The sequence below is a fragment of the Rhizobium indigoferae genome (assembly GCF_034554815.1).
GTDB classification, from domain to species: Bacteria; Pseudomonadota; Alphaproteobacteria; order Rhizobiales; family Rhizobiaceae; genus Rhizobium; species Rhizobium leguminosarum.
The window spans coordinates 849,906-875,145 of sequence record NZ_CP140637.1 but is presented as its reverse complement, the minus strand read 5'-3'; the positions used below and the strand labels follow the sequence as shown (position 1 = coordinate 875,145).

Below are 25,240 nucleotides of genomic sequence, written 5' to 3'. Positions count from 1 at the left end.
ATCTCCGTCTCACGCCGAGGCGTGTGCTCAATCAATCGGCTATTCGAATGATCGTCTTTATTCTGGTTGAGCGACCATCGATCAGTCGGTGGTACGCATCAGGAATTCCGTCGAGTGAGTTCAGGACCTCGCTAAATTGTAGAAGTGCAGGCTGAAGCTTTGGCAACAGCGCGATGGCATCGGCGAGTTCGTCTTCAAAGGCATGGCAGCCAATCAGGGAAATCTCACGCTCGACGAGGACATTGGGATCCAGATCCAGTTTCCCATGACTAATACCCACAAGAGCGAAGGCGCCGCCCCCGTCCAGAAGTTCGATGCCTTGCGCGATGGCTTTTGTACTTCCCGTTGCATCCACCGCGTAACGCAGTCGCGCGTCGCCGAGTGCAGTCCTTGCTTGCGACTTATCCAGTGCGACCACCGATCCTCCGCAAATTGCGGCCACCATCTCGGCACGGCTGCCATTCAAATCCGCAAACAACAACTTTCCATCGTGGAGATGGGAAAGCAGCAAACCGCAGAGACCGCCTATCGTCCCGCAGCCGACTAGGAGAATCGCCTCGCCTTGGGGTGGGTTAAGCCGTCGTATCGCATGAAGGGCGACAGCCAAAGGTTCGGCCATGGCCGCCACTGCAGGATCAAGTGACGGCTCGTGTTTGAAAACCAGACGAGCGGGTAGTTGGGCCTGCTCCGCAAATCCTCCGTCGCATACCTCGCCGACGAAACCGAGATGTTCGCAGATATTGGTGCGGCCTGATCTGCATGGTTCGCATTGGCCACAGTAAAAGCGGGAGTCAGCTGCGACGAGGTCACCGATCGCGAGACCTTCGACACCCTCACCAAGCGCGGAAACCCGCCCGCAAAACTCGTGTCCAGCGGTGGATGGGCGCCTGCTGATCCATTGACCGGTTCGGTAGTTGTGAACGTCCGAGCCGCAGATGCCCGCGGCGCGAACGTCGATCGTCACGTAGCCCGCGGGCGGCGACAGAGGTTTGTCGACTTCCTCGACCCTGAGATCAAACGCGTCGTAAAGCCGAACCGCCTTCATCCTGTCAGCCTCGCTTTGGCAGATAGTTGTCGCGGACCGCCGAGACTGCGTGCGCGTGGGATGAGAAGCCTTCATATTCCGCCAGCTTGTGGGCACGCTTCGCAAACTCGGGATAGGCCGCCGCTGTCACGTAGCCGATCGAACTGCGCTTCACAAAATCGGTCACCGACAGCGGGCCGAACGTGCGCGCCCAGCGGCTCGTCGGCAGCACGGCATTTGGACCGAGGCAGAAATTGGCGATGCTGACAGGCGTATGCGGACCCATGAGGATTTCTGCAGCCTCGGTGATCTTTCCGAGATGGGCGAAGGGATCCTGCGAGAGGATTTCGAGATGCTCCGGCGCGTAGGCGTTGACGAAATCGTAGCTTTCCTCGATCGAGGAGGTGAGGATGATCCCACCGCATTTGCCTGAAAGGACAGCGCTCGAAAACTGAACCCGCTGTTCGGTCATACGTGCCCAATGCTCCGGCAGCGCGGCGAGGGCCTCCTCGGCCACGCGGCGGCTATGGGTCACGAGATAGGCGGAAGAGTCGGGACCATGCTCGGCCTCGATCAGGAGATCGAGCGCGGCAAGGCCGCCATGGACAGTGTCGTCCGCGAAAATGATCGCTTCCGAAGGGCCAGCAGGCAGGCCTGTGTCGATGATACCTGACAGGCTCCGCTTGGCTGCGACCACCCAAGGGCTTCCCGGTCCAACGATCTTCAGTGCCGGCTTGATCGTTTCCGTCCCGTAGGCAACAGCTGCGACTGCCTGAGCGCCTCCTACCTTGTAGACAGTTTCCACGCCGGCCAGACGCGCTGCCACCAGCGTTGCGGCGTCCACGCTACCGTCCGGGGCAGGCGGAGTGACGATCGCCAGATTGGGAACACCTGCCACGACGGCCGGGACGGAGGTCATCATCGTGACCGACGGAAACGAACCTTTGCCGCGTGGAACGTAAAGCGCGGCGGACTTGATCGGGGTGAAGCGGTCGCCGGCAAAGGCGCCTGGCTTGATCTCCTTCAGCCACATGGCTTCAGGCTTCTGCTCTTCATGAAAATGGCGAATATTCTCAATGCCGAAGGTGATGGCCTCGATCACATCCTCGCTAACGAGCTTGAAAGCCGCGTCGAATTCCGCCTCCGTTGCTTTGATCGTTGCTTCTGTAATATTTGCCTTGTCGAGGTCGCGGCCGAAGCGGGCAACGGCGCGGTCACCCTCGGTGCGCACGGCCTCAAGGATTGGTGCCACTTTCTCGATGAAGCCCGAGATGTCTGTTTCGGACCGTCGCAAGAGCGCGGCCTGCTCGTCCGGTCCAAGATTGGAATATCCATGAAAGGTGACGTCGGTCATTGCTCATACCCTTATTGGCGCACAGAGGCGCTGACAGCCGCTGTCGTCCGCGCGCTGCCGGCGCGACGATATATCGTCCCTACAGGTCATGCGGAAACGCACCGCAAGTCGGTGGCAACCGGGCAATACCCTGCAAGCTGTTCGTGCGAGGATGCCGGATATGGTTATCCGGCAAATTCCCAGGAAGTCGAAGACTTCGTTCCCGTTTTATTGTCTAGAGTTGTCTATACATCTATAGACAATATGATCATTCCCGTGCTGTCAAGCGTCAATTTCCGTTTCTATATCGATGCCAGAAAGCCGCCGTCGACAGGAATGCATTGGCCAGTAATGTAGGCCGATGCGCCACTTGCAAGGAAGACGACGGCGCCGCCGATGTCGGAACCATCACCGAACCGCTTCTGTGGGATCTTGTCGAGCATTTTCGCAGACCAGCCCTTGTCCTGATAAAACCCTTCGGTCATCGCTGTTCGGAAATAGCCCGGAGCCACCGCATTCACGCGGATCCCTAGCGGCGCCCATTCCGCCGAAAGCGCGCGCGTCATACCCAGCAGTCCCGACTTCGAGGAGCCGTAGGGCACAGCGGTCGGGATGCCGACGTAGGACGTGAGGGAGCAGAGATTGATTATGCTTCCACCGTGGGGTCGGCGCGACATCCGGCGTGCTGCGGCCTGCGACCAGAAGAACGCGCCCTTGAGGTTGGTGCCGATGATCTTGTCCCAGATCTGTTCATCGACCTCGAGCGAGGGAGAAGTCTGTTCGTAGCCGGCATTGTTGACAAGGATGTCGACAGCGCCAGTGATGTTTTCGAACTTGCTTAGCGTCTCGTCGATGGACGAGATGTCTGTCACATCCTGGGCGCTCGTGATGCAGGTCCTGTTAAGGGCCTCAATCTTCTCTTTGGTTTCGCTCAGCGAATTTTGATCGCGCGCCGTAATGCAAACATCGGCACCCGCTTCGGCAAGCGCCAGCGCAATCCATTGGCCCAGGCCGCGGCTCGCACCGGTTACAACTGCCACTCTTCCTGCCAGATCGAACATCTTATTGGCCATGATGATCCCCTTGCTTTTGCAGGATAGAACCACCGTTCAAGAACGATGTCTATACATGTATTGACAAAGAGGCATTCCCATTCGTGCCAGAAAGAGGCGGCATCCTAACCCTACAATGTTGTCAGGTCGCTTTTTGATCCGCCAGTCGCTCCCTGCGCATGTAGGCCCAGTCAATAAGTTCGGCCATCGAGGGTCCCAGGGCTTTGCCCATCTCGGTCAGCTCGTATTCCACCTTCGGCGGCACCTGAGGATACACGGTACGGGTCACGATTCCGTCCTTTTCCAGTTCCTTCAGTTGCTGGATGAGCATCTTCTGGTTCACGCCTGCGCAGCGCCGTTCGAGTTCGGAAAAGCGAAGGGCCTCTTTCGCTCCGAACAGTTGGCAGATGATCACGATCTTCCACTTGCCTTCCAGCACACGCAGGGCGTCCGTAGTCGCTTCCGCCCATTTGAGATGCTGTTGCGGGTCTCCGCACTTCCAGTCACGATCCGCTGCCATACTTACCTTTTGGTGGGTAACCCACTTATCAGTTAGTTCTTGTTGATACTGCAGTATCTACTATCTTGTGGTGCAGAACAACAGGAGCATCAGCATGAAAATCGGCATAATTGGCATTGGCAACATCGGCGGCACCATAGCTCGCAAACTCGCGTCTGCGGGGCATGAGGTCAGGGTGGCCAACTCCAAAGGCGCGGTCGCTGTGCGGCCCTTTGCGGAGGAGATCGGAGCTGCGGCGACCGACACGAACGGAGCTATCTCCGGAGCGGATTTGGTCATCATGTCCATCCCGCTTCCCGCTATCGAAAGGCTGCCGAAAAACCTCTTCAAAGACGTCCCCGCGAGCGTGCCGGTCGTTGATACCAGCAACTACTATCCGGGGCTGCGCGATCCGCAGATTGCCGACCTTGATGCAGGCGAGGCCGAAAGCGTGTGGGTCTCCAAACAAATCGGCCGTCCCGTCATCAAGGCGTTCAACAACATCCTTGCGCATTCTCTGGCGGAAGTGGGTCAACCTGAAGGGAGGGACGGTCGGCTGGCCGTAGCGGTCGCCGGAGATGATGACGCAGCGAAGCAGCTTGTTATGGGGATCGTGAACGAGGTCGGATTCGACCCGGTTGATGGCGGTACGCTTGAAGAGTCCTGGCGGCAGCAACCCTCGACGCCTGGCTATTGCTGCGATTACGATGCAGTCGCCATGCGCAGGGCACTCAATGCGGCGGTAAAGGGTGAAGCACCCAAGAAACGTGAACAGCTCACGAGCAAAATGGCAACTCTCGGCCCGAGCCCCACCCATGATGATGTCGTGGCAATGAATCGCTCCCTCAACCCACTAACCTGAGGTGGCACCATGTCAAAAGTCGCGTCAGAAAACCCGTAGGAGGATCATATCCGCATCTCCACGGAAGAAGGCAATCGATCCGCCTTTGCTCATGGCCTTTAGCGATGGCGGTGAGGGTGCTGGTTAAATACGCAAGCGGATCGACGTCATTTAAGTTGCTCGTCTCGCTGAGCGAGGCGATGGTCGCCCAGTTGTCCGCTCCCGCGTCATGCCCGGCAAAAGTGCGTTCTTGTGGTTGAGGGCAATCGGCCGAATGGTCCTGTCGACGCTGTTGTTGTCGATCTCGATGCGACCGTCCAGACCCTTCCCAGTATTTGGCGTCCGGACCAGGTCACCGAACCCAGCGATAGTCTTCAGGCGCTGCCATCACCGCGCGCAATGCGCCTGACTTCGCCAGCGGCTGCGTCGAGGATGCCTTGCGACAAATTCTCATCCTGCAAGATGCGCGACAGCGTGACGGCGCCCACCATCAGAGACAGTATCGCCATCGCCTTGCCGCTGGGATTTGAGCTCTTGGCGTCGTCCATCAGCTCATCCAGCACCTCAAAGTGAGCGCGGATACCATCCTCAAATGGACGCCTGACCTCTTCACTCTGCCGCGCCGCGTCCGATCCCAACGCCACTAGAGGGCAACCGTCACCCTTTTCTCCAAGATGTCCGGGTGAGAGGTAGAACTCCATGACTGCTTCGAGGGGATCGGAACTTGTCGCAGCCGCCGTCGACCATCTGCGTGTAGCGCTTTCCAGCGCGCGCCTGGACGCCTGGGCTGCAAGATCGTCCTTGGACGAGAACTGCTTATAGAACCCACCTTGTGTAAGGCCCGCCCCCTTCATCAGATCTTTGAGGCCAATACCGTCGAAGCCGTGCTCTCGAAACAGACGGCTTGCGACGTTGATCACCGTTTCCCGGTTCTCCTCGGCCTGTGCCCGGCTCACTCTCATACTGATCTCCGATTAGATTTCATTTGACATCTATAACGCAATTAGATTTAGATCGCAATCTAAATCATCCGGATCGCTGGTCAAGAAGAGAACTTAAGATGAAACGCAAACATGTCCTGACTCTCGTAGGCCTCGCGGCAGCGGCGGGTGCCGGTGCCTATTTCGTGGTTTTCGGAACCCCTAAGTCGGAGGCAGAGGCTGCGGACCCAAGGACTGCCTCGCCACTGGTCAGGGTGGCAGAGGCGACAAGGACTGAAACGGCAGAGCGATCTTTTACCGGCACGGTTGCTTCGCGAGTACAGAGCAATCTGGGCTTTCGGGTTCCGGGCAAGATCGTTCAGCGGATGGTCGATGTGGGCCAGCAGGTCAAGCAAGGCCAGGCTCTGATGCGCATCGATGAAACCGATCTTCAGCTTGCTCTGACGGCGAAGCGCAATACGGTTACCGCAGCGCGTGCTGTCCTGATCCAAGCACAAGCAGACGAGAAACGGTATGCGGCACTGGTCAAAAATGGATTGGCCGCCACCCCGCAGCGTTATGAACAAGCGAAAGCGGCCCTCGATACGGCCTCGGCACAGCTTGCCGCGGCTGAAGCGGACGCCGAGGTTGCGGAAAACGCCGCCTCCTATAGCGTTCTTCTTGCAGACTCGGATGGAACGGTCGTCGATACGCTCGGAGACCCGGGACAGGTGGTGTCAGCGGGACAAACGGTGGTTCAACTGGCGCAGGCGGGGCCACGTGAAGCCGTTGTCTGGCTACCGGAAACCCTGCGGCCCGAGACAGGATCCGAAGCGCAAGCCAGTGTCTATGGAGGCGAGGGTCTAAGTGGAAAAGCCCTTTTGCGACAGATTTCCGATTCTGCCGACCTGCAAACCCGGACCTACGAGGCGCGGTATGTTCTCGAAGGCGCCGCTGCCTCTGCCCCGCTTGGTTCGACGGTGACGATCAAAATATTCGACGCGAACCGGCGATCGGAGGTCGCCGTACCAGTCGGTGCCATCCTGGACGACGGCAGCCGGACAGGTGTGTGGGTTGTCAACGGGGCCACATCGACCGTGAACTTCAAGCCTGTCGAGATCAAGCGGATCGGCGAGGAAATGGCATTTGTCACCGGAATAGGGGTTGGTCAGCAGGTTGTCGCTCTGGGCGCGCATCTACTGGAAAATGGCGCGACCGTCAGGACGGCTGCGCAGCAAGAGGTGACAAAGTAATGAGCTTCAATCTTTCCGCCATCGCGGTTCGCGAACGCGCCGTTACATTATTCTTTATTGTCCTGTTGGCCGCCGCCGGGGTCTATGCCTTTGTCAAATTGGGCCGCGCCGAGGATCCCTCCTTCACCATCAAGACCCTGACGGTAACCTCAGTTTGGCCGGGCGCCACCGCGCGTGAAATGCAGGATCTTGTCGCAGAGCCACTCGAGAAGCGTATCCAGGAACTCACCTGGTATGACCGCGTCGAAACAACGACGCGGCCTGGCTACGCATTCCTTACAGTCACACTCAAGGATAATACTCCGGCGTCCGCAGTTGAAGAGGAGTTCTACCAAGCGCGCAAGAAGCTCGGCGACGAGGCTCGAAATCTTCCGCCCGGCGTCATGGGCCCCTTTGTCAATGATGAATATTCCGACGTGAGCTTCGGCCTTTACGCATTGAAGGCGAAGGGGATGCCGATGCGGGACCTCGTTCGGCAGGCGGAGGTCATCCGCCAGGATCTGCTGCATGTTCCGGGCGTCAAGAAAATCAACATCCTCGGGGAGCGCCCCGAAGAGATATTCGTCGAATTTTCCTATGCCAAGCTCGCGACACTTGGAATATCGGCGCAGGATGTTGCCGCAGGCTTGCAGAGACAGAACACGGTGACGCCCGCAGGCTCGATCGACACGCGCGGGCCACAGGTCTTCATCCGTTTCGACGGAGCCTATAATAGCGTACAGGCAATTGCCGACACGCCGATCGTAGCAGGTGGACGAACGGTGAAACTCTCCGATCTGGCGGATGTACGGCGTGGCTATGAGGATCCGGCCACTTACGTCATCCGTCACAATGGCGAACCGGTTTTGATGTTGGGCGCCGTAATGCAGCAGGGCTGGAATGGCCTTGAGCTCGGCAAGGCGCTTGAAGCCCGGTCCGCCGCGATCGCGCAGACACTGCCGTTGGGCATGACCCTTACAAAAGTTAGCGATCAGGCCGTCAATATCGACGAGGCGGTCGGTGAATTCATGCTGAAGTTCGCCATGGCGCTTGGCGTCGTGCTGTTCGTGAGCCTTGTCGCACTCGGCTGGCGCGTTGGCATTGTCGTGGCGCTCGCCGTGCCGCTGACGCTCGCCGTCGTCTTCCTCATCATGCTGGAAACCGGTCGGTTCTTCGACCGCATCACACTCGGCGCGCTCATTCTTGCGCTGGGCCTTCTCGTGGATGACGCCATCATCGCCATTGAGGTTATGGTGGTGAAGATGGAGGAGGGCATGGATCGCATTAAGGCGGCCGCTTATGCCTGGAGCCACACGGCGGCACCGATGCTGTCCGGCACACTCGTCACAATCATCGGACTGATGCCCGTTGGTTTCGCCAAGTCGACTGCAGGTGAATATGCCGGCAACATCTTCTGGGTCGTGGGATTTGCCCTGATCGTTTCCTGGATCGTCGCGGTGACTTTTACGCCCTACCTCGGCGTGAAGATGCTGCCTGACATCAAACCGGTGGAAGGTGGACACCACGCCATCTACGATACGCCGAACTATCGCCGCTTGCGCTCATTCATCGCGTTTGCGGTTCGCCATAAGTTCATGACCTGCGCCGTGGTCGGCGTGACGATGGCTGTCTCGGTCGCCGGGATGGGAGGGGTAAAACAACAGTTTTTCCCGACATCAGACCGGCCTGAGGTTCTCGTCGAAGTTCGCATGCCTGAAGGTACGAGCATTCAAACCACGACGGCCGCGGTGGAGAAGGTCGAAGACTGGCTGCAGGCCCAGCCGGAAACAAAAATCGTCACCAGCTATGTAGGGCAGGGCGCTCCCCGCTTCTTCTTTGCCATGGCGCCCGAGTTGCCCGACCCCGCCTTCGCCAAGGTTGTCGTGCTGACGCCCGATGCGCATGCACGAGAAGAGCTAAAGCATCGCCTTCGCGCCGCAATCTCTGACGGCCTTGTTCCAGAGGCATCCGTACGCGTCACGCAGCTCGTATTCGGTCCCTATACGCCGTTCCCGGTCGAGTTTCGGATCATGGGACCGGATCAGGAGGAACTCTATAAGATTTCCGAGCAAGCTCTGGCAATTATGAAAACTGTGCCCGATGTCCGTCAGGCCAATCGCGATTGGGGCAATCGCACGCCTGTGTTGCGCTTTGTCCCCGATCAGGAGCGGCTCAATCTGATCGGTCTTTCACCGTCCGAGGCAGCCCAGCAGATGCAGTTGCTGCTGAGCGGCATCCCTGTCACGCAGGTGCGCGACAATATCCGCAACGTACCCGTCGTCGCACGCAGTGCTGGCGAGAACCGCCTCGATCCATCACGCCTTGCCGACTTTTCGCTGATGAGCCGGAATGGTCGCCAGGTTCCCCTCGATCAGATCGGGCATTCCGAAATCCGGTTCGAGGAACCGATCCTGAAACGGCGCGATCGGACACCGGTCATTACGATCAGGTCCGATATCAACGAGGCGACGCAGCCGCCGGAGGTCTCCCAGCAGGTGATGAAGGCCCTTCAGCCGCTTATCGCATCGCTTCCAGTGGGATATCGCATTGAGATGGGCGGCAACATCGAAGAATCGCTCAAGGCCAATGTCGCACTTGTTCAAGTCTTCCCGTTGATGATCGCGGCCATGTTGATTGTCATCATCCTCCAGGTACGCAGCCTTTCGACGATGACGATGGTCATGTTGACCGCGCCTCTTGGACTTGCAGGCGTGGTCCCAGCGCTGCTTCTGTTCAATCAACCCTTTGGATTCAACGCCATTCTCGGTTTGATAGGACTGGCCGGCATCCTCATGCGCAACACGCTGATCCTGACGGAGCAGATCAAGGAAAACCAGGCTGCAGGTCTCGACGACTATCACGCTGTCATTGAAGCAACCGTCCAGCGGACTCGTCCTGTCATCTTGACCGCGCTCGCAGCCGTCCTGGCCTTCATCCCTTTGACCCATTCGGTGTTTTGGGGGTCGATGGCCTATACGCTGATTGGCGGAACGGCCGCGGGCACCGTGATGATACTGCTCTTCCTTCCAGCCCTTTACGCGGTGTGGTTCCGTATCAAGCCTGCAAAAGAAGAGAGCCACGAGGAAGCCATTGAGCGTCTCGAACCGCCGATAGCACTGGCTGCGGAGTAGGAATCTTGTGTCCAACCCGACGAGCCCTCCGCACCCGTACAGAAACTCACACCGATCTCTGGCGGGAGCGAATCCTCGATGTTGCGGAAGAACACTTTCGGCGCATCGGGTACAAAAAGACATCGGTAGCCGACATAGCATCCCACCTCGGGATGAGTAGCGCCAATATATATCGCTTTTTTCCTTCAAGGGCGGCGATCAACACGGCGATTTGTGGTCGCATCATCGGACAAACAATGCGGTCTGCAGCTTCGATTGCACAGATGGAGGGGCCGGCTTACGAGAAGCTGGTAGAACTTTTCAATCAGCTTCACAGGGAACGGAAAAACACCTTCCTGCACGAGAAGCCGGTTCATGATCTGGTTGTCGCCGCAACGGCACAGAACTGGGCGATCATCGGTGCGCATAATAAGCATCTCGTGGCGATCATCGAGGCGATTGTAAATGATGGGATCGACACAGGCGCGTTTCGTGTTGATGCGGCGAAGGCCGCCCGATCTCTGATGAACGCCCTCATGCCCTTCTACCACCCTGTTCTCATAGAGCAGGGGGTCCGAGACGGCGTAGATACCGAAGAAGGTCTGCGTGATCAGATCCACTTTATTCTGAAAGCAATCGATGCGTGAAGCGCTCGAATATCTCCATTCGCCATCAACCCCGAGGGAAACAAACATCGGGGGTCAGGTCCAGTTAATTGACAGGAAAACGAATGCAACACAGTGCTGACACGGGAAAGCAAATCTCCGTCGTGGAAAAAATTGATGACGCTCCCGGAAAACGTGCCCTGATCACCGGTGCGTCAAGTGGCCTTGGCCTCGAATTTGCTGAACTGCTCGCGGCGCAAAAAGTCAATCTCGTACTCGCGGCCCGGCGCAGGGAGCCAATGGAGAAGCTCGCTGCCGAACTTCGGCGGAAGCATGATGTCGATATCGTTGTCGAGCCAATCGATCTTGCCGCTCCAGGCGCTGCTGCCCGTTTGAAAAGCAGCCTGGATGAGAAGTCGCTACAGATCGACATCCTGGTGAACAATGCCGGATACGGGTTGCACGGCGATTTTCTCGAAACACCGATCGAGCGCACCACCGATATGATCCAGCTCAACATCACGGCGCTCACCGAGCTGAGCTATGCTTTCGGACGTGACATGGCCGCCCGGGGATCGGGCCAGATCCTTCTCGTCGCAAGTCTCCTTGCGCTTCAGCCGGTTCCCAGCTTTGCTGCTTACGCTGCGACGAAGTCTTATGTACTGGCGTTTGGAGAAGCCCTGCATGAAGAGCTCCGTCGGCAAGGCGTGGTCGTCACCAGCCTTTGCCCAGGGCACACCGAAACGGGTTTCGATACAGCTGCCGGGGCTCCGGTCTCACCCATACTGCGCCTTTTGACAATGAAGCCCCGTCCAGTCGCCGAAAGCGGCCTTCGAGCACTCTCTCAGGGGAAAGCGTCCGTGATCGCCGGGTTCATGAATAACGTCGTTGCCTTTTCAAATCGCTTGACGCCACGTTCGATGCAGCGAGCCACCATGAAAAGAATTCTTGGGCCATAGAATGATCATTGTTGCCGCCCCATACCGAAATCCGGGCAGGCCGGTTTCCAATCCCCAGCGTGCAATGCTTCATCGACATGGCATCTACCGCCGCAGCGGTCCCTTCAGTCGATTAATGCATCCTGAATACCCCGGCGATCATCAATGGGTATCGACACAACAAGAGTGTTGCTGTCGGTGCCAGTGACCGTGCTGTAGAGTTGAAGGGCAGTTCCGTAAATGACCCTTATACCGCCGCGACAAAGATAAAGTCGTTGCAAACTTCTCAAGCGTTGTGAAGGCGGTCAGTGGCATCAACTTCAGGATCGCTCGAACCATTCCGGCGGGTCGCGACAGGGCGAGCCGGTACGCGCCAAAGCACTGCTTCCACAAACATGCGGTTGTCGCGGCCGGACGAACTGCGTGTGCGGCAGCTTTGAATCTGAATTGCTTAGGGCTGATCGTCTTGCAAATAGCCTGCGACGTGAGTTGGAATTAGCCAGATCACATCTCGTTCAAAAAATGTTGCGCTGCAATATGATGTAGAGCTCTTTTTTTCGGAGTTCCTTTCCCTTTATCTGCGCTTGCGAAAAGATCGCTTCTGCAACCCGCCGGATGAGCGACAACCTCCCAACCCGACGTCCGGCTAGAAAGAGGATCCGAATATGGGTGATCTCCTGAAAGGTATCTCCAATTTTCGCGGCGCCGTGTTTCCAGGTCACTCGGCGCTTTACCGCAAGCTGGCTCGCGAAGGCCAGCAACCACATGCCTTGATGATATCTTGTGCTGACAGCCGCGTAATGCCGGAAACGATAACGCAGTCCGGTCCCGGCGATCTCTTCGTTTGCCGCAATGCAGGCAATATTGTTCCGCCCTTTTCGACCCTCAATGGTGGCGTCTCGTCGGCTATCGAATACGCTATCCTCGCGTTAGGTGTCAGCGACATCGTCGTTTGCGGTCACTCCGATTGCGGGGCGATGAAAGGGCTGTGCCGGCCGGAAATGCTGGAGCCGATGCCGAATGTCGCAGCCTGGCTGCGGCACAGTCACGCCGCCTTTTCGATTGTTTGCCAAGCCTATCCCGACGACCTTTCCGAAGCCGAACGTGTGCGTGCGGTGGGCATGGAAAACGTCGTCGTTCAGCTCGACCACTTAAAGACGCATCCGTCCGTGGCTGCAAAGCTCGCGACCAACGAGATCACCCTGCATGGCTGGTTCTTCGACATCGAGACGGGCGAGGTCCAAGTCTATGACGGGGCTTTAGCAAGTTTTACCGAGGTGCAGGAGGGTGAGGCGCTGCCAGTCGCCTTCACAGGGCGAAATCACCCGCATGTCATGCCGCGGGTTTCTGCAACGCTTGCCGGGGAATAGTGACATCATGAAAAACAGCTCTGCATTTTCGCGCGACCTGGCTTCGTCTCTGGTAGTTTTTCTTGTCGCCATTCCGCTCTGCCTGGGCATCGCCGTCGCCTCCGGGGTACCCGTGGCCATGGGACTTGTCTCCGGTATCATAGGTGGCCTCGTTGTCGGGCTTCTGGCGGGCTCGCCTCTTCAGGTCTCAGGCCCTGCCGCTGGTCTTGCCGTCATCGTCTTCGGCTTCGTCGACCAGTATGGAATTGCCCTGCTGGGGCCGGTCCTGCTCGTCGTCGGTCTCCTGCAGATCATAGCGGGTTTCCTCCGGATCGGCTCTTGGTTCAGAGCAATTTCGCCAGCCGTGGTTCATGGTATGTTGGCTGGCATCGGCATTTTGATCATCCTCGGGCAGGTCCATGTTCTGATGGGCTCAAAGCCGGCGGCCGGAGGCATCGAGAATGTCACCGCTTTCGACGAGAGCGTCGGCAGACTATCGGGCGCCAGCGTGACCAACGAGGCCGTCGCACTGCTGGTTGGTCTCATCGCTCTCCTCGCGATGGTCTGCTGGGAGAAATTCCGCCCCAAATCGCTGCCACTCGTTCCAGGGGCGCTTGTCGGGGTTGCAGCCGCCACGGTTCTGAGCACCGCGCTCGACCTCCCAATTGCCCACGTAGCTGTGCCTTCCTCACTCCTGGAGAGTATATCGCTGCCGACCGCTGAGAGTTTTGCCAACTTGGTGCAGCCCGGCGTCATCTTGGCGACCCTGATGATTGCCGTCATTGCGAGCGCTGAAACACTTCTTTCGGCAGCGGCAGTCGATCGGATGCATGACGGCGGACGCACGCGCTTCAATAAGGAGCTGTTTGCCCAGGGCGTCGGTAACGGACTGTGCGGCCTGCTCGGTGCATTACCTATCACGGGTGTCATTGTCCGGTCATCGGCCAATATTCAGGCGGGGGCACGCACGCGAATCTCGGCAGTATTGCATGGCCTATGGATCCTCGGCCTGGTGGCGCTTTTGCCGGATCTTCTGGAAATGATACCGTTGACGGCGCTCGCCGCTGTCCTGATTGTCACCGGCTGGCGGCTGATCAGCCTTCATCATGTGCGCCACCTGTTCGAACACCATGGTCTCATGCCGGTTGGAATCTGGGCCGTCACAGTGGCGATGGTCGTCCTGCAGGACTTGCTGGTTGGTGTAGCGCTCGGACTTGCGCTGTCGATCCTCGAAGTTCTTCCCTATCTGCGCCGAAAGCAGGCGATCCGGCATTCCGAAGTCAACGGCGAAATACATGTTCGGCTGCGCGGAGCGGTCACCTGCAAGGACGTGCCAGCGCTACTTAATACGCTCGAAGGGCTGCCTGAAGGTCGTAAAGTCAGTATCATCGGCAGTCACCTGCATTACATTGATCATACGAGCGCGGAGACCATCAGCGAATGGCTCCGGCGCGAGACGAAATCCGGTCGAACGGTTGAGATCCACCCGCCCCAGGCAGCGCGTCATCCCCGCCTCAAGCCGCTATTTGACCGATTCTCCGCCGAAGCCGCCTGATCGTCTTCGGGCGGGCAATTGCGTTAAACGAGCAGGCCTGCTGTGTAATGTTGCAGAAAGATGAAGGCTCTTGAGCAGGGAACCGCGAGCCTCGTCAGGCCCACGAGATCTAGCCCGAGACGTATGCTCATTTCACGAAGGCGGGCCTCGACCGCCCATTGAAGCGATGATCGTTCATCGACGAACACTGGAGTGTTCGGGGTCGAGCCGATCTGCAGGCAACTGCCGATCGGCTCGTCAATCCAGGGTGAGACTTCAAAGAGGACGGTTGCGGTATTCTTGGTGTCGTAAAAATGCGCTGAGGGTCAGCACGGCCGAGAACACCAGCAGGGTTACGGATCCGCATCGCCGGGCCAGCAACGGCATTTGTTTTTCACTTCCCGGAACAATTCTGCCAGTCGACAACCAGATCGAGGATGCGAAAAGGACCACGAAGGCGAGGGTCGCGGTGGCGGCTATCCTAGGCACATCCTGCGCGGGGGCATCATCGTGAGCCCGATGATAAGTGCTTTGTGCTTGGCCGAACGAATGGGAAGGGGTGCCTAGAGTTCGAGTCCACTCAAAAGCATAACGGCTCCAACACCGCACCACCAGGTAGCGGCCGTTGGCGCCTGAGAAACGGCTTGCCCTCGCTGCTCGCCTTCCCTATTCGTCCAAAATGCCTCCTCCACTCATGACGAAACGCTTCCTTGTCAAAAGGAGCGCCAGCGTGACGGGGCGAAGTCCCTGCCCATCGACGCCGACGTCGTACTGGCGGGGAAGAGGCTTCAATCTGCCATGCGAGTGGCCATGCAGATTGATCGACTTCTTGCCCATCTGGTTCCAGGTTCGAAAAGCGTAATGGCACAGGATAAGATGGCGTTCCTCGTGGCGGAGTTCCGCGTAATGCTGCACGCTTTCCCAGCCCGGCGAATTCGTGGTCGTCGCCGGGTCATTGTTGCCGATGATCAGGTGCTTTCGACCGTTCAACCTGGCAAGCAGCTCGGTACAATCGCCCGCTCTTGCCGACATGAAGTCTCCCAGGTGCCAAACCTCGTCGTCAGGCCCGACCGTTTCGTTCCAAGTGCGGATCAGGGCGTCATCGTGTTCGACCACGTCGGAGAATGGACGTCTGTCGAGGCGAAGGACACGCGGGTCGCCGAAATGAGTATCGCCGGTAAAATGGATCATGTGCAATAACTGGCGTCTGGCGTTCGAACGTCGATGCGAGGGTGCTTCATAAACAATACGGGCGCCCTACACGACTTCGAGCGGAAGCAATGGTGGGACGGGAAACTCGATGGCAATAGCGTCGCCGGGAACGACGACTCCGCCCTTGAGCACGATCGTCATGACGCCGGTCTTCCGAATGAGTTCGCCGTTCGGTCCTCTGCCGAGGACGGCTTTGAGAAGTCCCGGCTGGAAGTTGTCGATCTGCGAGCAGGGATTGCGCAGCCCCGTGACCTGAAGCTCGACGTTCGCACCGAGCTTCAGAACCGTTCCGCGCGGGAGCGCCAGAAGGTCGACGCCGCGGGTGGTAATGTTTTCGCCCAGGTCGGCCGGACCAACCTTGAAACCTTGATCGGCGAGCTCGTCCAAAAGCTCCGCCTGGATCAGATGAACCTGTCGCAGGTTTGGCTGACTGGGATCGGCCCGGACCCGGGAGCGGTGCTTGACGGTCACGCCCAGGTGCGCGTCGCCCTCGACGCCCAGACCTGCGAGGATGTGAATCTCATTCATCTGCCTCTTCGAAAACCGATGTTTATCATCCGTCGCGACTGCGATCACCTGTCCGCGGTCCATGCAATCCTCCTCAAATTTCACCGAGACGTTTCCATACCTTCATGTGCATCGCCGGGGAAGCCATGGCAGAATTCCTCCTGAAAATCCGGGGTCACGCTGCGGACCAAAGCCGATTCCTCAGCTACGAGTCATCTTCACCAGGGACCCGCACATCGATACGTTGAAGGTCAGGGCGAGGAATTTCCAGGAACCTGAATGTGAAACAGGCTTGTGCTCCTGGGAGCCAGGACAGCGAATATGGGGTGGGTTCACCGAAGAAGGCCGTCGACGTTGAATTCTTCCCAGCCGCGCAGCTTCGTCGCGGCATCGTCCGGATGTCGTTCGATCGTCTTAGAAGACTTGCCAGCATTCTTCAGAGATCGCGTCAGCTTCGCCTTGTATGCTGCCCTGCGTCGGTTCTCCGCGGTCGCCGCCAAATCCTCCTCCCGCCATTCATCGACGACGCCCCGATTGAGAAGGTCTTCCACGACGCGCGGGTCGAACACGTGGAAGGTGATCTTTCGTGCTCGACCGCGCAGTTTCACGGTGCGCGTGCCAGCGCTCGGCAGACGGCCGTCCTTGAGCCAGCGATGACGCTCGCTCGTCTTGATCGACAGGATATCCTGGATCTCGCGCGGGATTACAGGCATGCTTTCGATGTCTTCCAGCGCAGCGGCGACAACCGAGGCCGCGCCATGGAATTCTGCCTTGGCACTTGCAGGCATCGCCAGCGTGAGTTCTCCTTGCTCGATATCCAGCGACTTTTTCGAAGCGATCGGCAACCGCGCCCGCAGCTCGAGGAGAATTCCCTTGACGCGGACCGAAGATCCCAGGGTCGCTGATGGCGGCAGCACCCACGTCCTGACCAGCTCGACATCGTTCTTTTCGTGTTTCGGCATGAACCCTAGATGGGATCAGCAGTGTTCCACGTCAACGAGTAGTATCACCAGGCTAAGCCAACATCGGGATCGTCGTCGAAGACATTGGGGGTGGCGATAGACTTCTTTCGCGAGCTCGGCCTCGAACTCGAAGGCCGCGCGACGATCGAGGGCGAATGGGCTGGTCGCGTCACTGGTCTGGGCGACCACCCACGATCGGGTCGTTGCCATGGCGGTCGTAGGTGCGCTGGTAGGCATGCCATACCGCCTGCAGCGGTAGGTCGGTGGAGTCAGAGCGTGTCGATCAGCCCTCCGTCCACACGCATCGAAGCGCCCGTCGTTGCGGACGCCAAAGGGGAGGCCAGGTAGGTGACGAGGTTGGCGACTTCTTCCACGCTTGCAGCTCGTTGGATGATCGAACTGCCGCGGTGCTGCTTGACGAAGTCCGCCGCGACCTCCTCGATCGGTTTCCCGGTCTTCGCCCGCTCATCGGCGAGCATCGCCTCGACGCCTTCGGAAAGTGTGGGGCCGGGGAGGACGGAGTTCACCGTGACGCCCGTGCCAGCCATGCGCTTGGCAAGGCCGCGGGCAACGGCTATGTCTGCCGTCTTGCTGACGCCGTAGTGGATCATCTCGACCGGAATGTTGAAGCCGGATTCCGACGCGATGAAGATGACGCGGCCCCAGTCGATCTTCTGCATGCCGGGTAGATATGCACGTGAAAGCCTGACGGCGGACATGACGTTCACCTGCCAGTGACGGTCCCATACCTCGTCGTCCGCGTCGAAGAAATCGAGCGGCTGAAAGATGCCCGCATTGTTGATGAGGATGTCCACATGAGGAACTTTGGCGAAGAGTGCGTCGCATCCTTTAGCGGTTGCGAGATCGGCTGCGACAGCGGTCACGCTTCCCCTGGCACCTTCGCCCTTCAGGCGTTCGGCGGCATTTGCGGTCTTTTCTTCGGACCGTCCGTTGACCACCACGTCTGCGCCCGCCCTCGCGAGCTGGCGGACGATCGCGTATCCAATGCCTTCGGTCGATCCCGTGACTAGCGCGGTCTTGCCTGTGAGGTCGATCTGCATCTTCTGCTCCTGTGAGGTTGGATCACAGAACGTATGAACTGGCGAGCGGTCTCGCAACCGTCCAGGATGCGGATAATCAATTCGGGTAGGGAAAGGAGCCGATCGAATCCAATCAGGTTTGTTACCGGGCGACCCGGTCGGCCGCTTCCTCGTCTGCGTCGACCGGTCTCCCAAGCCTGAAGGGATTGTCCCCGTTTATCGAGATCAAACGCGAAGATGGACAGTGAGGTAAACGAGCCTAGCATCGGCCCTCGCTCCAATTTGCCGTGAGGCTTCGCGAAGTATTCGTCGATTTCCGTCTTCACCTTTGCTCGCGTAAGATACTGAAGCTTCTGAAGAAGCTTTTCGACGTCTTCGTCGGTAGCCGGGCCCGGACTGCGCGATCGTGGAACCTTTCGCGCGATCGTTCTGTGCTCGATTTGACCACGAGGCTGTTTGCGCTCGTCTTTAATTCTCTACCTTTATTCAAATAAACTGAAAAAACAACTTTGGATACACTTCCGTCTGAGCGTTATATAGTTGGAACTTTTGAATGCCTTTGGTGGTTATTTATGCGGTCGCTCGACGATTGTTGCTTACCCCAAGCAGCCAACACTACTGTGCGCTGGGCGGCCACTTCGCCCGAGCGTTTACTTGTTTGACTGAAAGCTCTCGAATGACTAGCGGACGTAATAATCGTGGGCAGGGAGACGTTCCCCCAGAGGCAGGCTTCGCAAATCGCCTGCTAGTCCGTATTACCCGCCTGCCTAAACCGTTTCGCCGGGCGATTGGATGGACTGTTTACCTGGCGCTCGTAGTGGTAATGTTCGCGGTGACCTTGTTGCCGGTTTGGTGGTCGCAATAAGTTCCCGACAGGCCATCGGCCGTTGTGCAGGCGAGATGGCGGTCCGTCTGATTCGCGGAGCTTCTTGCGGGGCGACTTGAATTAAACACAATCCGACGCTATTTAACGGTCATCGGCGTTGCTGGTGAGTGCTCCACGCGAGTGTTCGCGACTGCCGAAGTCGCTTATCTGCTTTTGACCACGGATGTACTGGCACTGGTGTGAAGAGCGATGTTGGAAAGGTCGGTGCGATTTCGCCCCGGCCTTTTTTATTTGCCCGTTGGCCGGGCAGGCAGGCGTACCATCAAGCGACATCAGTATCGTCTCTAACAACGCTGGCCGCGTCATCAGGGTTCAAACTGGGTCGACCCGGTCGAAAGTCGACGTTCCTACAGCGAGCGGGGATGGATCCGGTTGGACGATACGCTCGATCCCTATTCCCTGAGCAGATCACGCAAGAGCGCGACGGGTACCGCGATCGGCGCTCTCTCGGTGGGAACAGGGACGTTGGACGTGTCTGGCGTTCGGAGCGATGGTGAGGTCGAAATCGCTTGGAGGGAGCAGGGCGGCCCCGTCGTCGAAGCTCCCGCAAGTTCCGATGGGTTATGGCACCAAATTTCTCCATCGGGCAGTTTGGCGATGTGAACGCCCGATAAAAAGGGTGCCCCGTCGAGAGCCTTCGTTCGCTTGCCCGATAAACGGTCTCACTCGGCGGCTTGCCGGACTGGGTATTCCTCTGGGAGCTCCGCCGGAGCGATGATCTCGAAGTCCGCGGGCATGGCGTGCTGATCGGTTCCCAGGAGCGCCAGCGTCCAATAGTCAGGATCCTCCCCGAAGACCGTAGAGACCCGAACGATCGTTGGTTGTCCGTCGAAATACTTCGAGGACTTCGCCCAGTAAAATGCATGCGGAACCAAACTCACTGCAACCATGACGCCTACTCCCGTGACCTGTGGACGATAGCAGAAACCCCAGAAATGAGAATGCCTCAGCTCGTCCAGGTCGTCATCTGGTGGAGAATAATCACCCGTCGACCGATCCGGCTTCCAATTCACGTCTTCGCACGACGATTTTCCGGCGCGGAGACGCGGCACGGCTCCGAAGCCGCTGTTCGTCGTCGGGCAATACCTTCAAATGGGCGGCTCGAGCTGCAGACACGAAAACTTGTCTCGCCCTCTTGGGCTGCAATTCGCCTTGAAGCGACCGCATACATGAGGCAAGCGCGTGCTGCCATGTCGGACCATTTAGATGCCTGGGCCATCTCTCCGACATCAAGATGCCCATCAGGCCCGATATCGTGGATGCCGTTGCGAAGTGTTCTCGATCCGGCAAAGACACGGCAATTTCCATGATTGGTATCGTGCTCACGTCGTGCATGATGTCACCGGGCCTTGCTCGATTTCAGCTCTGCGGCCACGGACTTTTTCAACGCGTCCATGATGTTCACGACATTCGAGCCCTGAGTGGCGTCCGGCTTGCCCTTCGCGGCCTTCTTGGCGGGCTTGAGAGCCCTCTTCTTCTCCGCAATGATCTTCAGCAGGCTTTCTTGGATCGGGTCGCTGACCATGTCCGAGGACCACCGGGAGGTCTTCTGCTTGATTAACTGCTGGACTAGCGGAATCAGTTCGGGGTCAGCCTCTTCATCGATTCCTTCGAAGTAGGATTCCTCGGGACGCACTTCGTCGCCGAACCGCAGCGTCCAGAGAACGATGCCTTCGCCGCGAGGTTCGAGAACGACCGCGCGCTCCCGACGACCGATTACGAGCTTCGAGACGCCGACGACTTTGTCCGATGCCATCGCATCTCGAATGACGGCAAACGCTTCATGTCCGACCGGGTCGTCGGGCATAAGGTAATGGGGCTTCTCGAGATAGACCCATTCGATGCTCTCGGCCGGCACGAACTTGTCGATGTCGATGGTCTTCACCGTATCAAGAGCCACGGAGTCGAGGTCGTCGTCCGTCAGAATGACGTAGTCGTTCTCGCCGCGGGCGTAGCCCTTGGCTTCGTTTTCGTCCTTCACCGGCTTGCCCGTCACCGAGTCGACGTACTGTGAGACGACACGATTTCCTGTTTCCCTGTTGAGCGTGTGGAAGCGAACCTTTTCGCTGTCGCTTGTCGCCGGACTCATTGCCACGGGACATGTAACCAGCGACAGCTTGAGATAGCCTTTCCAGTAGGGGCGCGGCATGGCTGGTCTCCTCAGCTCGCTTTACGCTGCACGGCCGGCGCCGCCGCGGATTTGCCCGAGGCGCGACGGGCCTTGTCGCGGCTGGAACCGGCGTTGGCATTGGCGGCCGTCCGCTTCGGCTTGCTCTCCGCGGCCTTCACCATCCTGGCACTCTCTCGAAGCGCGGCAAGAAGGTCGTTCGGTTTCGAGACCTTGACTTCCTTGCGCTTCGGAAGCGCCTTACCTTCGATCTTCGCCTTCACCAGTTCCGCCACGGCGGCTTCATAGCGGTCATCGAAGGTCGCAGGATCGAACTCGCCCTTCTTCGTCGAGATGATGTGCTTTGCGAGATCAAGCATCTCGCCCACGATTTTCATCTTCGGCATTTCTTCGAAAGCCTTCGCAGACGAGCGGACCTCGTAGTCGTAGTTCAGCGTCGTTGCGATCAGACCCTTGCCGTGCGGTCTGATCAGGACCGTGCGCATCCGTCGGAAGAGGACCGTGCGGGCGATGGCCACGACCTTCGACTTCTTCATTCCGTCCCGCAACGCGGCGAAGGCGTCGCCGCCCATCTTGTCGGGCGTCAGATAGTAGGGCTTGTCGAAGTAGACGTCGTCGACATCGGCGCAAGGAATGAATGCCTCGATCTCGAGCGTCTTGTTGCTCTCGGGGATCGCTGCGGCCACTTCTTCAGGGTCGATGATGATGTACCGGCCGTTCTCGATCTCGAAGCCCTTCGTCTGAGCTTCTTTCGGAACAGGATCTTCGGTCTCGCTGTCGATGAAGACGCGATTGACCCGATTGCCAGTCAACCTGTTGATCGTGTGGAACGTGATGCGTTCCGAGGTGCTAGCGGCGGTGTAGAGCGCGACGCCGCACGACACCTCGCTAAATTTGAGGAAGCCCTTCCACTGAGCACGATGACCACCCGCCATGACCCTTCACTCCCGAATCACTGAGTCGCGACTCAAGACTCGACGAGCTGATTCGTTCCGACTTGAAACGAATCATTTTTCAATGGCTTACGCCTGTTGCTTAGGAAACTGATTCCGGTCGCGGATCACCATTTCGATAAAGCCTGGTCGGCAGTGTTAGCCGTTGCCGGAACTTCCTGATTCATCAGTCGTTTAGGAAGAAAACTCAACAGGAGGCACTTCCCAACGGCAAACACCAGCCGAGGCCGCGCGCAAGATCGAGCCCGTGTGGCGGGAGGACAGGATCACGAGGTCCAGTATGAGGCGGAAAAGGAACGGGTCTCGAAGTCGAAGGTCAGGGAGACTGTCAAAAAAGTCGGCAACAGCCGCAAGAAGGTCGAAGCTAACCTGGAGAAGTAGAGGCGAGTTCACATTCCAAGAGGAACTCGTCGCTGACGAAAGGCGGAACGGGAATTCCCCACATCGATAATATGTCCGCGACCGATCGAGCTAGAGGAGTCGTCCCGCACGCTTGAACATCCGTCCAAACTTGAGCAGTAGGCGCTCAAGCTCCGGTTCGTCTACGCGGCGGGCGGCCTCCATTGGCGTCAACCACACGGAGTCTCGCTCGGCCATCTCTGGAAAGCGCTTTCGGTTACGGCGGACCTCCAGTAGGAAGACGGCAACGACTGGTCGCGCTCCACTTCCGTCCTGCATAAGTTTGTCATAGAAGAACTCGCCGAAGGGCTTCTTCTTCGCCCTTCCGATCACGCCAGCTTCCTCCCAGGCTTCACGTTCCGCCACCTTGCGCGGCTTAAGACCTGATATCGGCCAGCCCTTCGGGATCATCCAACGTCTCGTCTCCCGCGTCGTGATAAGAAGCACCTTTGGCCCCTTGGGTGTGTTTCGGAAACACAATGCACCATATTGCTGGATCGGCTTCGGATAGACGTCAATGTCATTCATCGTGTCTGCTCATGTTCATCGACGTTCTCGACCGTGCCGGATAGGCTGAGGTTCCTTCGCTTGAGGTTCATGGCGTCCTCATGTCAGCGCCAGAAGCGCTTCGTGTCGATGACCTCATCTACTGAGGACTGCGCCATGCGGATCAACGCATTCTTGTCATCGTGAGAAACGACAGAATCTCGAGCAGGGTGGTTGGCCAGTCCATGCTGCGCGAGCACCTTCGGTCCGGTTGCCAGATCGTTCAGTGCTCCAAGATAGTCCTGCAGCTCCTCCATCGCTGCGATGAATTTCCGGTGCCGGCGCGTGCCGCGCTTGTCGTCGAACAGCGATCCGAAGAACTCGGCCGCGTAGCGAAGCTTTTTAGCGTCCTTGCGAACCTGGTGACGATGCTCGTCGTCGGTCTCAGCCAACGCACTGCCATGCTTTTTCAGCTTCTTACGCATCTTCTCGATGGCCCTCGCGGCAAACTCCGAGGCCGATGTGTCCTCGGAAGTTGCGCTGCCGCCAGTGCGATCGAGGTCACATTGAAGCCACTCGTTGAAATCGATAATGAGCGCGCGCGCTCGCGCCGACCCCAGAGCCTCGACAGCGTCGCCGTATGCCTTGTTGCGGGCATCCTTGAGCTTGGCCCGAAGATCGGAGTCCTTCGCTTTCATCAGGACGTCGAGATTACGTGCTTCGCCGAGGACGCCAGCGAGCCAGCGAAGCTCCTCTTGGATCCTTTTCGGCTCGTCGCCCATCAGGAGCGGCCTGAACAGAGAGAACGCAGAGCGGAGACGCCGCAGAGCTACTCGCGCCTGATGAAGGGCTTCCGAATTTCGTCGCTGGAGAAGGATTTCTTCGTTGAGACGGAACTGCCGAAAGCAGGACGCGGCGATCTCTCGAAAGGCGCTAGACGCCTTGATGTTTCGTTCGAGATCGAGGCGCTCTGCCTTGAACATGAATTGCTGCCTGTCCAGAAGCGCGAGGCCCCGTTCTGACTTGGACTGAATGCCGAATCGGAACGACGCGATCGCGTCGATCTTGCGAATGAAGATGAATAGGTCCTTCGGATCGCCGTCCTTCAGTTCAACCTCGATTTCCTGAACAGGCGAGCGCCTGTTGCCAGACACTACGTCTCCCCGATCGACGACCACCTCCAGCCGAGAGCCGTTCAACTCGATGTTCCAGACGCGACGCTCAATGAATACGGTGAAAGCGGCTTCCACCTCAAGTTCCGGTCCGAACTCGCTTATGAGAGGGCTCGTATGGTCGAGGACGGGTTCATTGCCTTCAATGGACATCTCCCATTCTGAACGAACAAACAGTGATTTCGCCGGCCCGGATGCCTTCACAGTCTGAACGTGGGACGCGCCGGTAGAGCGGACACGCAGAGAGAATCCCTTCTCCGACAGCCGACGATCGTCCGTCTCGAAGTAGGTCGAAGACTGCTGCAGCGCCTCGTGGGGCTCTCCGAGAAGATCGGAACCCAAAAGGCTCTCAAGGGCTTCGCTAGAGAGGTCGAGCTTGATTTCGATTTCTGATGGCAAGGCAGGCTCCATTCTGATTGGATGCTCATCAACGCTGGAGGTCCTGCCATAGTTCGGTCGCGTCACGACGTGATGAAGCAAACTGGACTCTTCAACGTTGCCCAGCTAGTTTGCGCGGGCTTCGAAACCGGAGGCGGACGATGCTCAACGAAAGCGCCCAGACAGAACTTACGAAAACGGTGTCTGGTCGCGATGTCGCGCAGGCTGGTGCTCTCTGCTACCGTCGGAACGAAAACGGTGGAGTTGAAATCCTTTTTGTAGGCAGCCGACGGAACGGTCGATGGGGCATTCCGAAGGGGCACGTCGAAGGTGGTGAGGTCAGCAGCGCCGCGGCGCTGAGAGAGGCGTTCGAGGAGGCCGGGGTATCAGGCGTGGTCGACAAGACCGTGTTCGGTACGTTTTCTTATCGGAAGGACACGAGTCCCAACCAATACCACGTGGCCGTCCATCTTCTTAAGGTCTCGAGGATCGCGGACAAGTTTCCGGAGAAGGGTGTCCGAAAGACACGGTGGTTCCCCTTGGAGACCGCGTTGCGGGAAGCGGCGCAGCCGGGCTTGCTGCTGCTACTCTCAAGCATCAGGTCCATTAACCTCTGACTACCGAGCGTCGATGATCCGAACGACACCGTCAAGCCGCCAGATCGGGAGAGATGCGACACA

General features: G+C 58.3%; 25 protein-coding genes, 4 pseudogenes and 1 other annotated feature. Of the genes and pseudogenes, 11 read left to right on the top strand and 18 right to left on the bottom strand.

Annotated features, from left to right (window positions below; translation table 11 throughout):
* Positions 1-31: 31 nt before the first annotated feature.
* The 4 genes from U5G49_RS30565 to U5G49_RS30550 all read right to left on the bottom strand — a co-directional run bounded on the left by U5G49_RS30565 (position 32) and on the right by U5G49_RS30550 (position 3,929).
* The gene (locus U5G49_RS30565) at positions 32-1,045 is read right to left on the bottom strand and encodes a zinc-dependent alcohol dehydrogenase (RefSeq protein ID WP_130729930.1); all 1,014 of its coding nucleotides are present in this window, start codon (positions 1,043-1,045) and stop codon (positions 32-34) included.
* 4 nt (positions 1,046-1,049) lie between these two features.
* Entirely contained in the window at positions 1,050-2,378 is a 1,329-nt protein-coding gene (hisD, locus tag U5G49_RS30560) for a histidinol dehydrogenase (RefSeq protein WP_193445300.1), read from the bottom strand.
* Positions 2,379-2,659: 281 nt separating this feature from the next.
* Positions 2,660-3,430 (bottom strand): SDR family NAD(P)-dependent oxidoreductase, encoded by a 771-nt coding sequence (locus U5G49_RS30555; RefSeq protein WP_193445299.1) that lies wholly within the window; start codon positions 3,428-3,430, stop codon positions 2,660-2,662.
* 121 nt (positions 3,431-3,551) lie between these two features.
* On the bottom strand, positions 3,552-3,929 hold the full coding sequence (locus U5G49_RS30550; RefSeq protein WP_026230379.1) for a winged helix-turn-helix transcriptional regulator: 378 nt from the start codon (positions 3,927-3,929) through the stop codon (positions 3,552-3,554).
* 94 nt (positions 3,930-4,023) lie between these two features.
* Between U5G49_RS30550 and U5G49_RS30545 the strand changes: the two genes are divergently transcribed.
* On the top strand, positions 4,024-4,770 hold the full coding sequence (locus tag U5G49_RS30545) for an NADPH-dependent F420 reductase (RefSeq protein ID WP_193445298.1): 747 nt from the start codon (positions 4,024-4,026) through the stop codon (positions 4,768-4,770).
* Here the strand turns inward: U5G49_RS30545 and U5G49_RS30540 are convergent.
* Together U5G49_RS30540 and U5G49_RS30535 are read right to left on the bottom strand one after the other, a co-directional pair.
* Positions 4,754-5,067 (bottom strand): annotated as a pseudogene (locus U5G49_RS30540) (transposase domain-containing protein); the annotation flags it as partial. The gene U5G49_RS30545 and the pseudogene U5G49_RS30540 sit on opposite strands and share 17 nt — an antisense overlap.
* 56 nt (positions 5,068-5,123) lie before the next feature.
* Positions 5,124-5,711: a TetR/AcrR family transcriptional regulator gene (locus U5G49_RS30535; protein ID WP_112907553.1), complete on the bottom strand. Its 588-nt coding sequence runs from the start codon at positions 5,709-5,711 to the stop codon at positions 5,124-5,126.
* Positions 5,712-5,809: 98 nt separating this feature from the next.
* Here U5G49_RS30535 and U5G49_RS30530 point away from each other — a divergent pair, with 98 nt between their 5' ends.
* From U5G49_RS30530 to U5G49_RS30515, 4 genes are all read left to right on the top strand, one after another.
* Positions 5,810-6,922 (top strand): efflux RND transporter periplasmic adaptor subunit, encoded by a 1,113-nt coding sequence (locus U5G49_RS30530; protein WP_018245222.1) that lies wholly within the window; start codon positions 5,810-5,812, stop codon positions 6,920-6,922.
* Positions 6,922-10,032 (top strand): efflux RND transporter permease subunit, encoded by a 3,111-nt coding sequence (locus U5G49_RS30525; RefSeq protein WP_193445297.1) that lies wholly within the window; start codon positions 6,922-6,924, stop codon positions 10,030-10,032. The genes U5G49_RS30530 and U5G49_RS30525 overlap by 1 nt, the downstream gene beginning before the upstream one ends.
* A 2-nt stretch (positions 10,033-10,034) precedes the next feature.
* The gene (locus tag U5G49_RS30520; protein ID WP_018245220.1) at positions 10,035-10,658 is read left to right on the top strand and encodes a TetR/AcrR family transcriptional regulator; all 624 of its coding nucleotides are present in this window, start codon (positions 10,035-10,037) and stop codon (positions 10,656-10,658) included.
* A gap of 83 nt (positions 10,659-10,741) precedes the next feature.
* Positions 10,742-11,575, top strand: a complete 834-nt coding sequence (locus U5G49_RS30515; protein ID WP_193445296.1) for an SDR family NAD(P)-dependent oxidoreductase — start codon at positions 10,742-10,744, stop codon at positions 11,573-11,575.
* A 311-nt stretch (positions 11,576-11,886) separates the two neighbouring features.
* Here U5G49_RS30515 and U5G49_RS30510 read toward each other — a convergent pair.
* A pseudogene (locus U5G49_RS30510) lies at positions 11,887-11,984 on the bottom strand (IS5/IS1182 family transposase); the annotation flags it as partial.
* 85 nt (positions 11,985-12,069) lie between these two features.
* Entirely contained in the window at positions 12,070-12,321 is a 252-nt protein-coding gene (locus U5G49_RS30505; protein WP_193445428.1) for a hypothetical protein, read from the bottom strand.
* On the opposite strand from U5G49_RS30505, the gene U5G49_RS30500 reads away from it, so the two are divergent.
* The 3 genes and pseudogenes from U5G49_RS30500 to U5G49_RS37185 all read left to right on the top strand — a co-directional run.
* Positions 12,220-12,924: a carbonic anhydrase gene (locus U5G49_RS30500; RefSeq protein ID WP_018444453.1), complete on the top strand. Its 705-nt coding sequence runs from the start codon at positions 12,220-12,222 to the stop codon at positions 12,922-12,924. The two genes, U5G49_RS30505 and U5G49_RS30500, sit on opposite strands and share 102 nt — an antisense overlap.
* A gap of 7 nt (positions 12,925-12,931) precedes the next feature.
* Positions 12,932-14,458, top strand: a complete 1,527-nt coding sequence (locus U5G49_RS30495) for a SulP family inorganic anion transporter (RefSeq protein ID WP_193445295.1) — start codon at positions 12,932-12,934, stop codon at positions 14,456-14,458.
* 25 nt (positions 14,459-14,483) lie between these two features.
* Positions 14,484-14,698, top strand: a pseudogene (locus tag U5G49_RS37185) (IS3 family transposase); the annotation flags it as partial.
* Positions 14,583-14,695: a sequence feature (AL1L pseudoknot), on the top strand. It overlaps the preceding pseudogene by 113 nt.
* Before the next feature lie 405 nt (positions 14,699-15,103).
* Here the strand turns inward: U5G49_RS37185 and U5G49_RS30490 are convergent.
* The 3 genes from U5G49_RS30490 to U5G49_RS30480 form a co-directional block, all read right to left on the bottom strand.
* Positions 15,104-15,628: a hydrolase gene (locus U5G49_RS30490; RefSeq protein WP_193445294.1), complete on the bottom strand. Its 525-nt coding sequence runs from the start codon at positions 15,626-15,628 to the stop codon at positions 15,104-15,106.
* 66 nt (positions 15,629-15,694) lie between these two features.
* Complete coding sequence (locus U5G49_RS30485) at positions 15,695-16,240, bottom strand: MOSC domain-containing protein (RefSeq protein ID WP_113543887.1); 546 nt, start codon at positions 16,238-16,240, stop codon at positions 15,695-15,697.
* A gap of 248 nt (positions 16,241-16,488) precedes the next feature.
* A complete protein-coding gene (locus tag U5G49_RS30480) occupies positions 16,489-17,118 on the bottom strand; it encodes a hypothetical protein (RefSeq protein WP_047623185.1) in 630 nt (209 codons plus the stop codon).
* 62 nt (positions 17,119-17,180) lie between these two features.
* Here U5G49_RS30480 and U5G49_RS30475 point away from each other — a divergent pair.
* Positions 17,181-17,304 (top strand): annotated as a pseudogene (locus U5G49_RS30475) (VOC family protein); the annotation flags it as partial.
* Between the two features lie 83 nt (positions 17,305-17,387).
* Here U5G49_RS30475 and U5G49_RS30470 read toward each other — a convergent pair.
* The 5 genes from U5G49_RS30470 to ku (U5G49_RS30450) form a co-directional block, all read right to left on the bottom strand.
* Entirely contained in the window at positions 17,388-18,179 is a 792-nt protein-coding gene (locus U5G49_RS30470) for an SDR family NAD(P)-dependent oxidoreductase (protein ID WP_018444447.1), read from the bottom strand.
* Between the two features lie 1,527 nt (positions 18,180-19,706).
* Complete coding sequence (locus U5G49_RS30460; protein WP_112907471.1) at positions 19,707-19,934, bottom strand: hypothetical protein; 228 nt, start codon at positions 19,932-19,934, stop codon at positions 19,707-19,709.
* A gap of 91 nt (positions 19,935-20,025) precedes the next feature.
* Complete coding sequence (locus U5G49_RS37180; RefSeq protein ID WP_407693063.1) at positions 20,026-20,274, bottom strand: DUF982 domain-containing protein; 249 nt, start codon at positions 20,272-20,274, stop codon at positions 20,026-20,028.
* A 109-nt stretch (positions 20,275-20,383) separates the two neighbouring features.
* Positions 20,384-21,193, bottom strand: coding sequence for a non-homologous end joining protein Ku (gene ku, locus U5G49_RS30455; protein ID WP_112907469.1), 810 nt, complete (start codon positions 21,191-21,193; stop codon positions 20,384-20,386).
* An 11-nt stretch (positions 21,194-21,204) separates the two neighbouring features.
* A complete protein-coding gene (gene ku, locus U5G49_RS30450) occupies positions 21,205-22,107 on the bottom strand; it encodes a non-homologous end joining protein Ku (protein ID WP_193445292.1) in 903 nt (300 codons plus the stop codon).
* Between the two features lie 267 nt (positions 22,108-22,374).
* On the opposite strand from ku (U5G49_RS30450), the gene U5G49_RS30445 reads away from it, so the two are divergent.
* Complete coding sequence (locus U5G49_RS30445) at positions 22,375-22,506, top strand: DUF3606 domain-containing protein (RefSeq protein WP_018245207.1); 132 nt, start codon at positions 22,375-22,377, stop codon at positions 22,504-22,506.
* 90 nt (positions 22,507-22,596) lie between these two features.
* Here U5G49_RS30445 and U5G49_RS30440 read toward each other — a convergent pair whose 3' ends face one another.
* Together U5G49_RS30440 and U5G49_RS30435 are read right to left on the bottom strand one after the other, a co-directional pair.
* Positions 22,597-23,052: an NUDIX hydrolase gene (locus tag U5G49_RS30440; RefSeq protein WP_018444443.1), complete on the bottom strand. Its 456-nt coding sequence runs from the start codon at positions 23,050-23,052 to the stop codon at positions 22,597-22,599.
* Positions 23,053-23,135: 83 nt separating this feature from the next.
* Complete coding sequence (locus U5G49_RS30435; protein ID WP_246289198.1) at positions 23,136-24,581, bottom strand: CYTH and CHAD domain-containing protein; 1,446 nt, start codon at positions 24,579-24,581, stop codon at positions 23,136-23,138.
* Positions 24,582-24,721: 140 nt separating this feature from the next.
* Here U5G49_RS30435 and U5G49_RS30430 point away from each other — a divergent pair, with 140 nt between their 5' ends.
* A complete protein-coding gene (locus U5G49_RS30430; protein ID WP_193445291.1) occupies positions 24,722-25,177 on the top strand; it encodes an NUDIX hydrolase in 456 nt (151 codons plus the stop codon).
* Positions 25,178-25,240 lie beyond the last annotated feature (63 nt).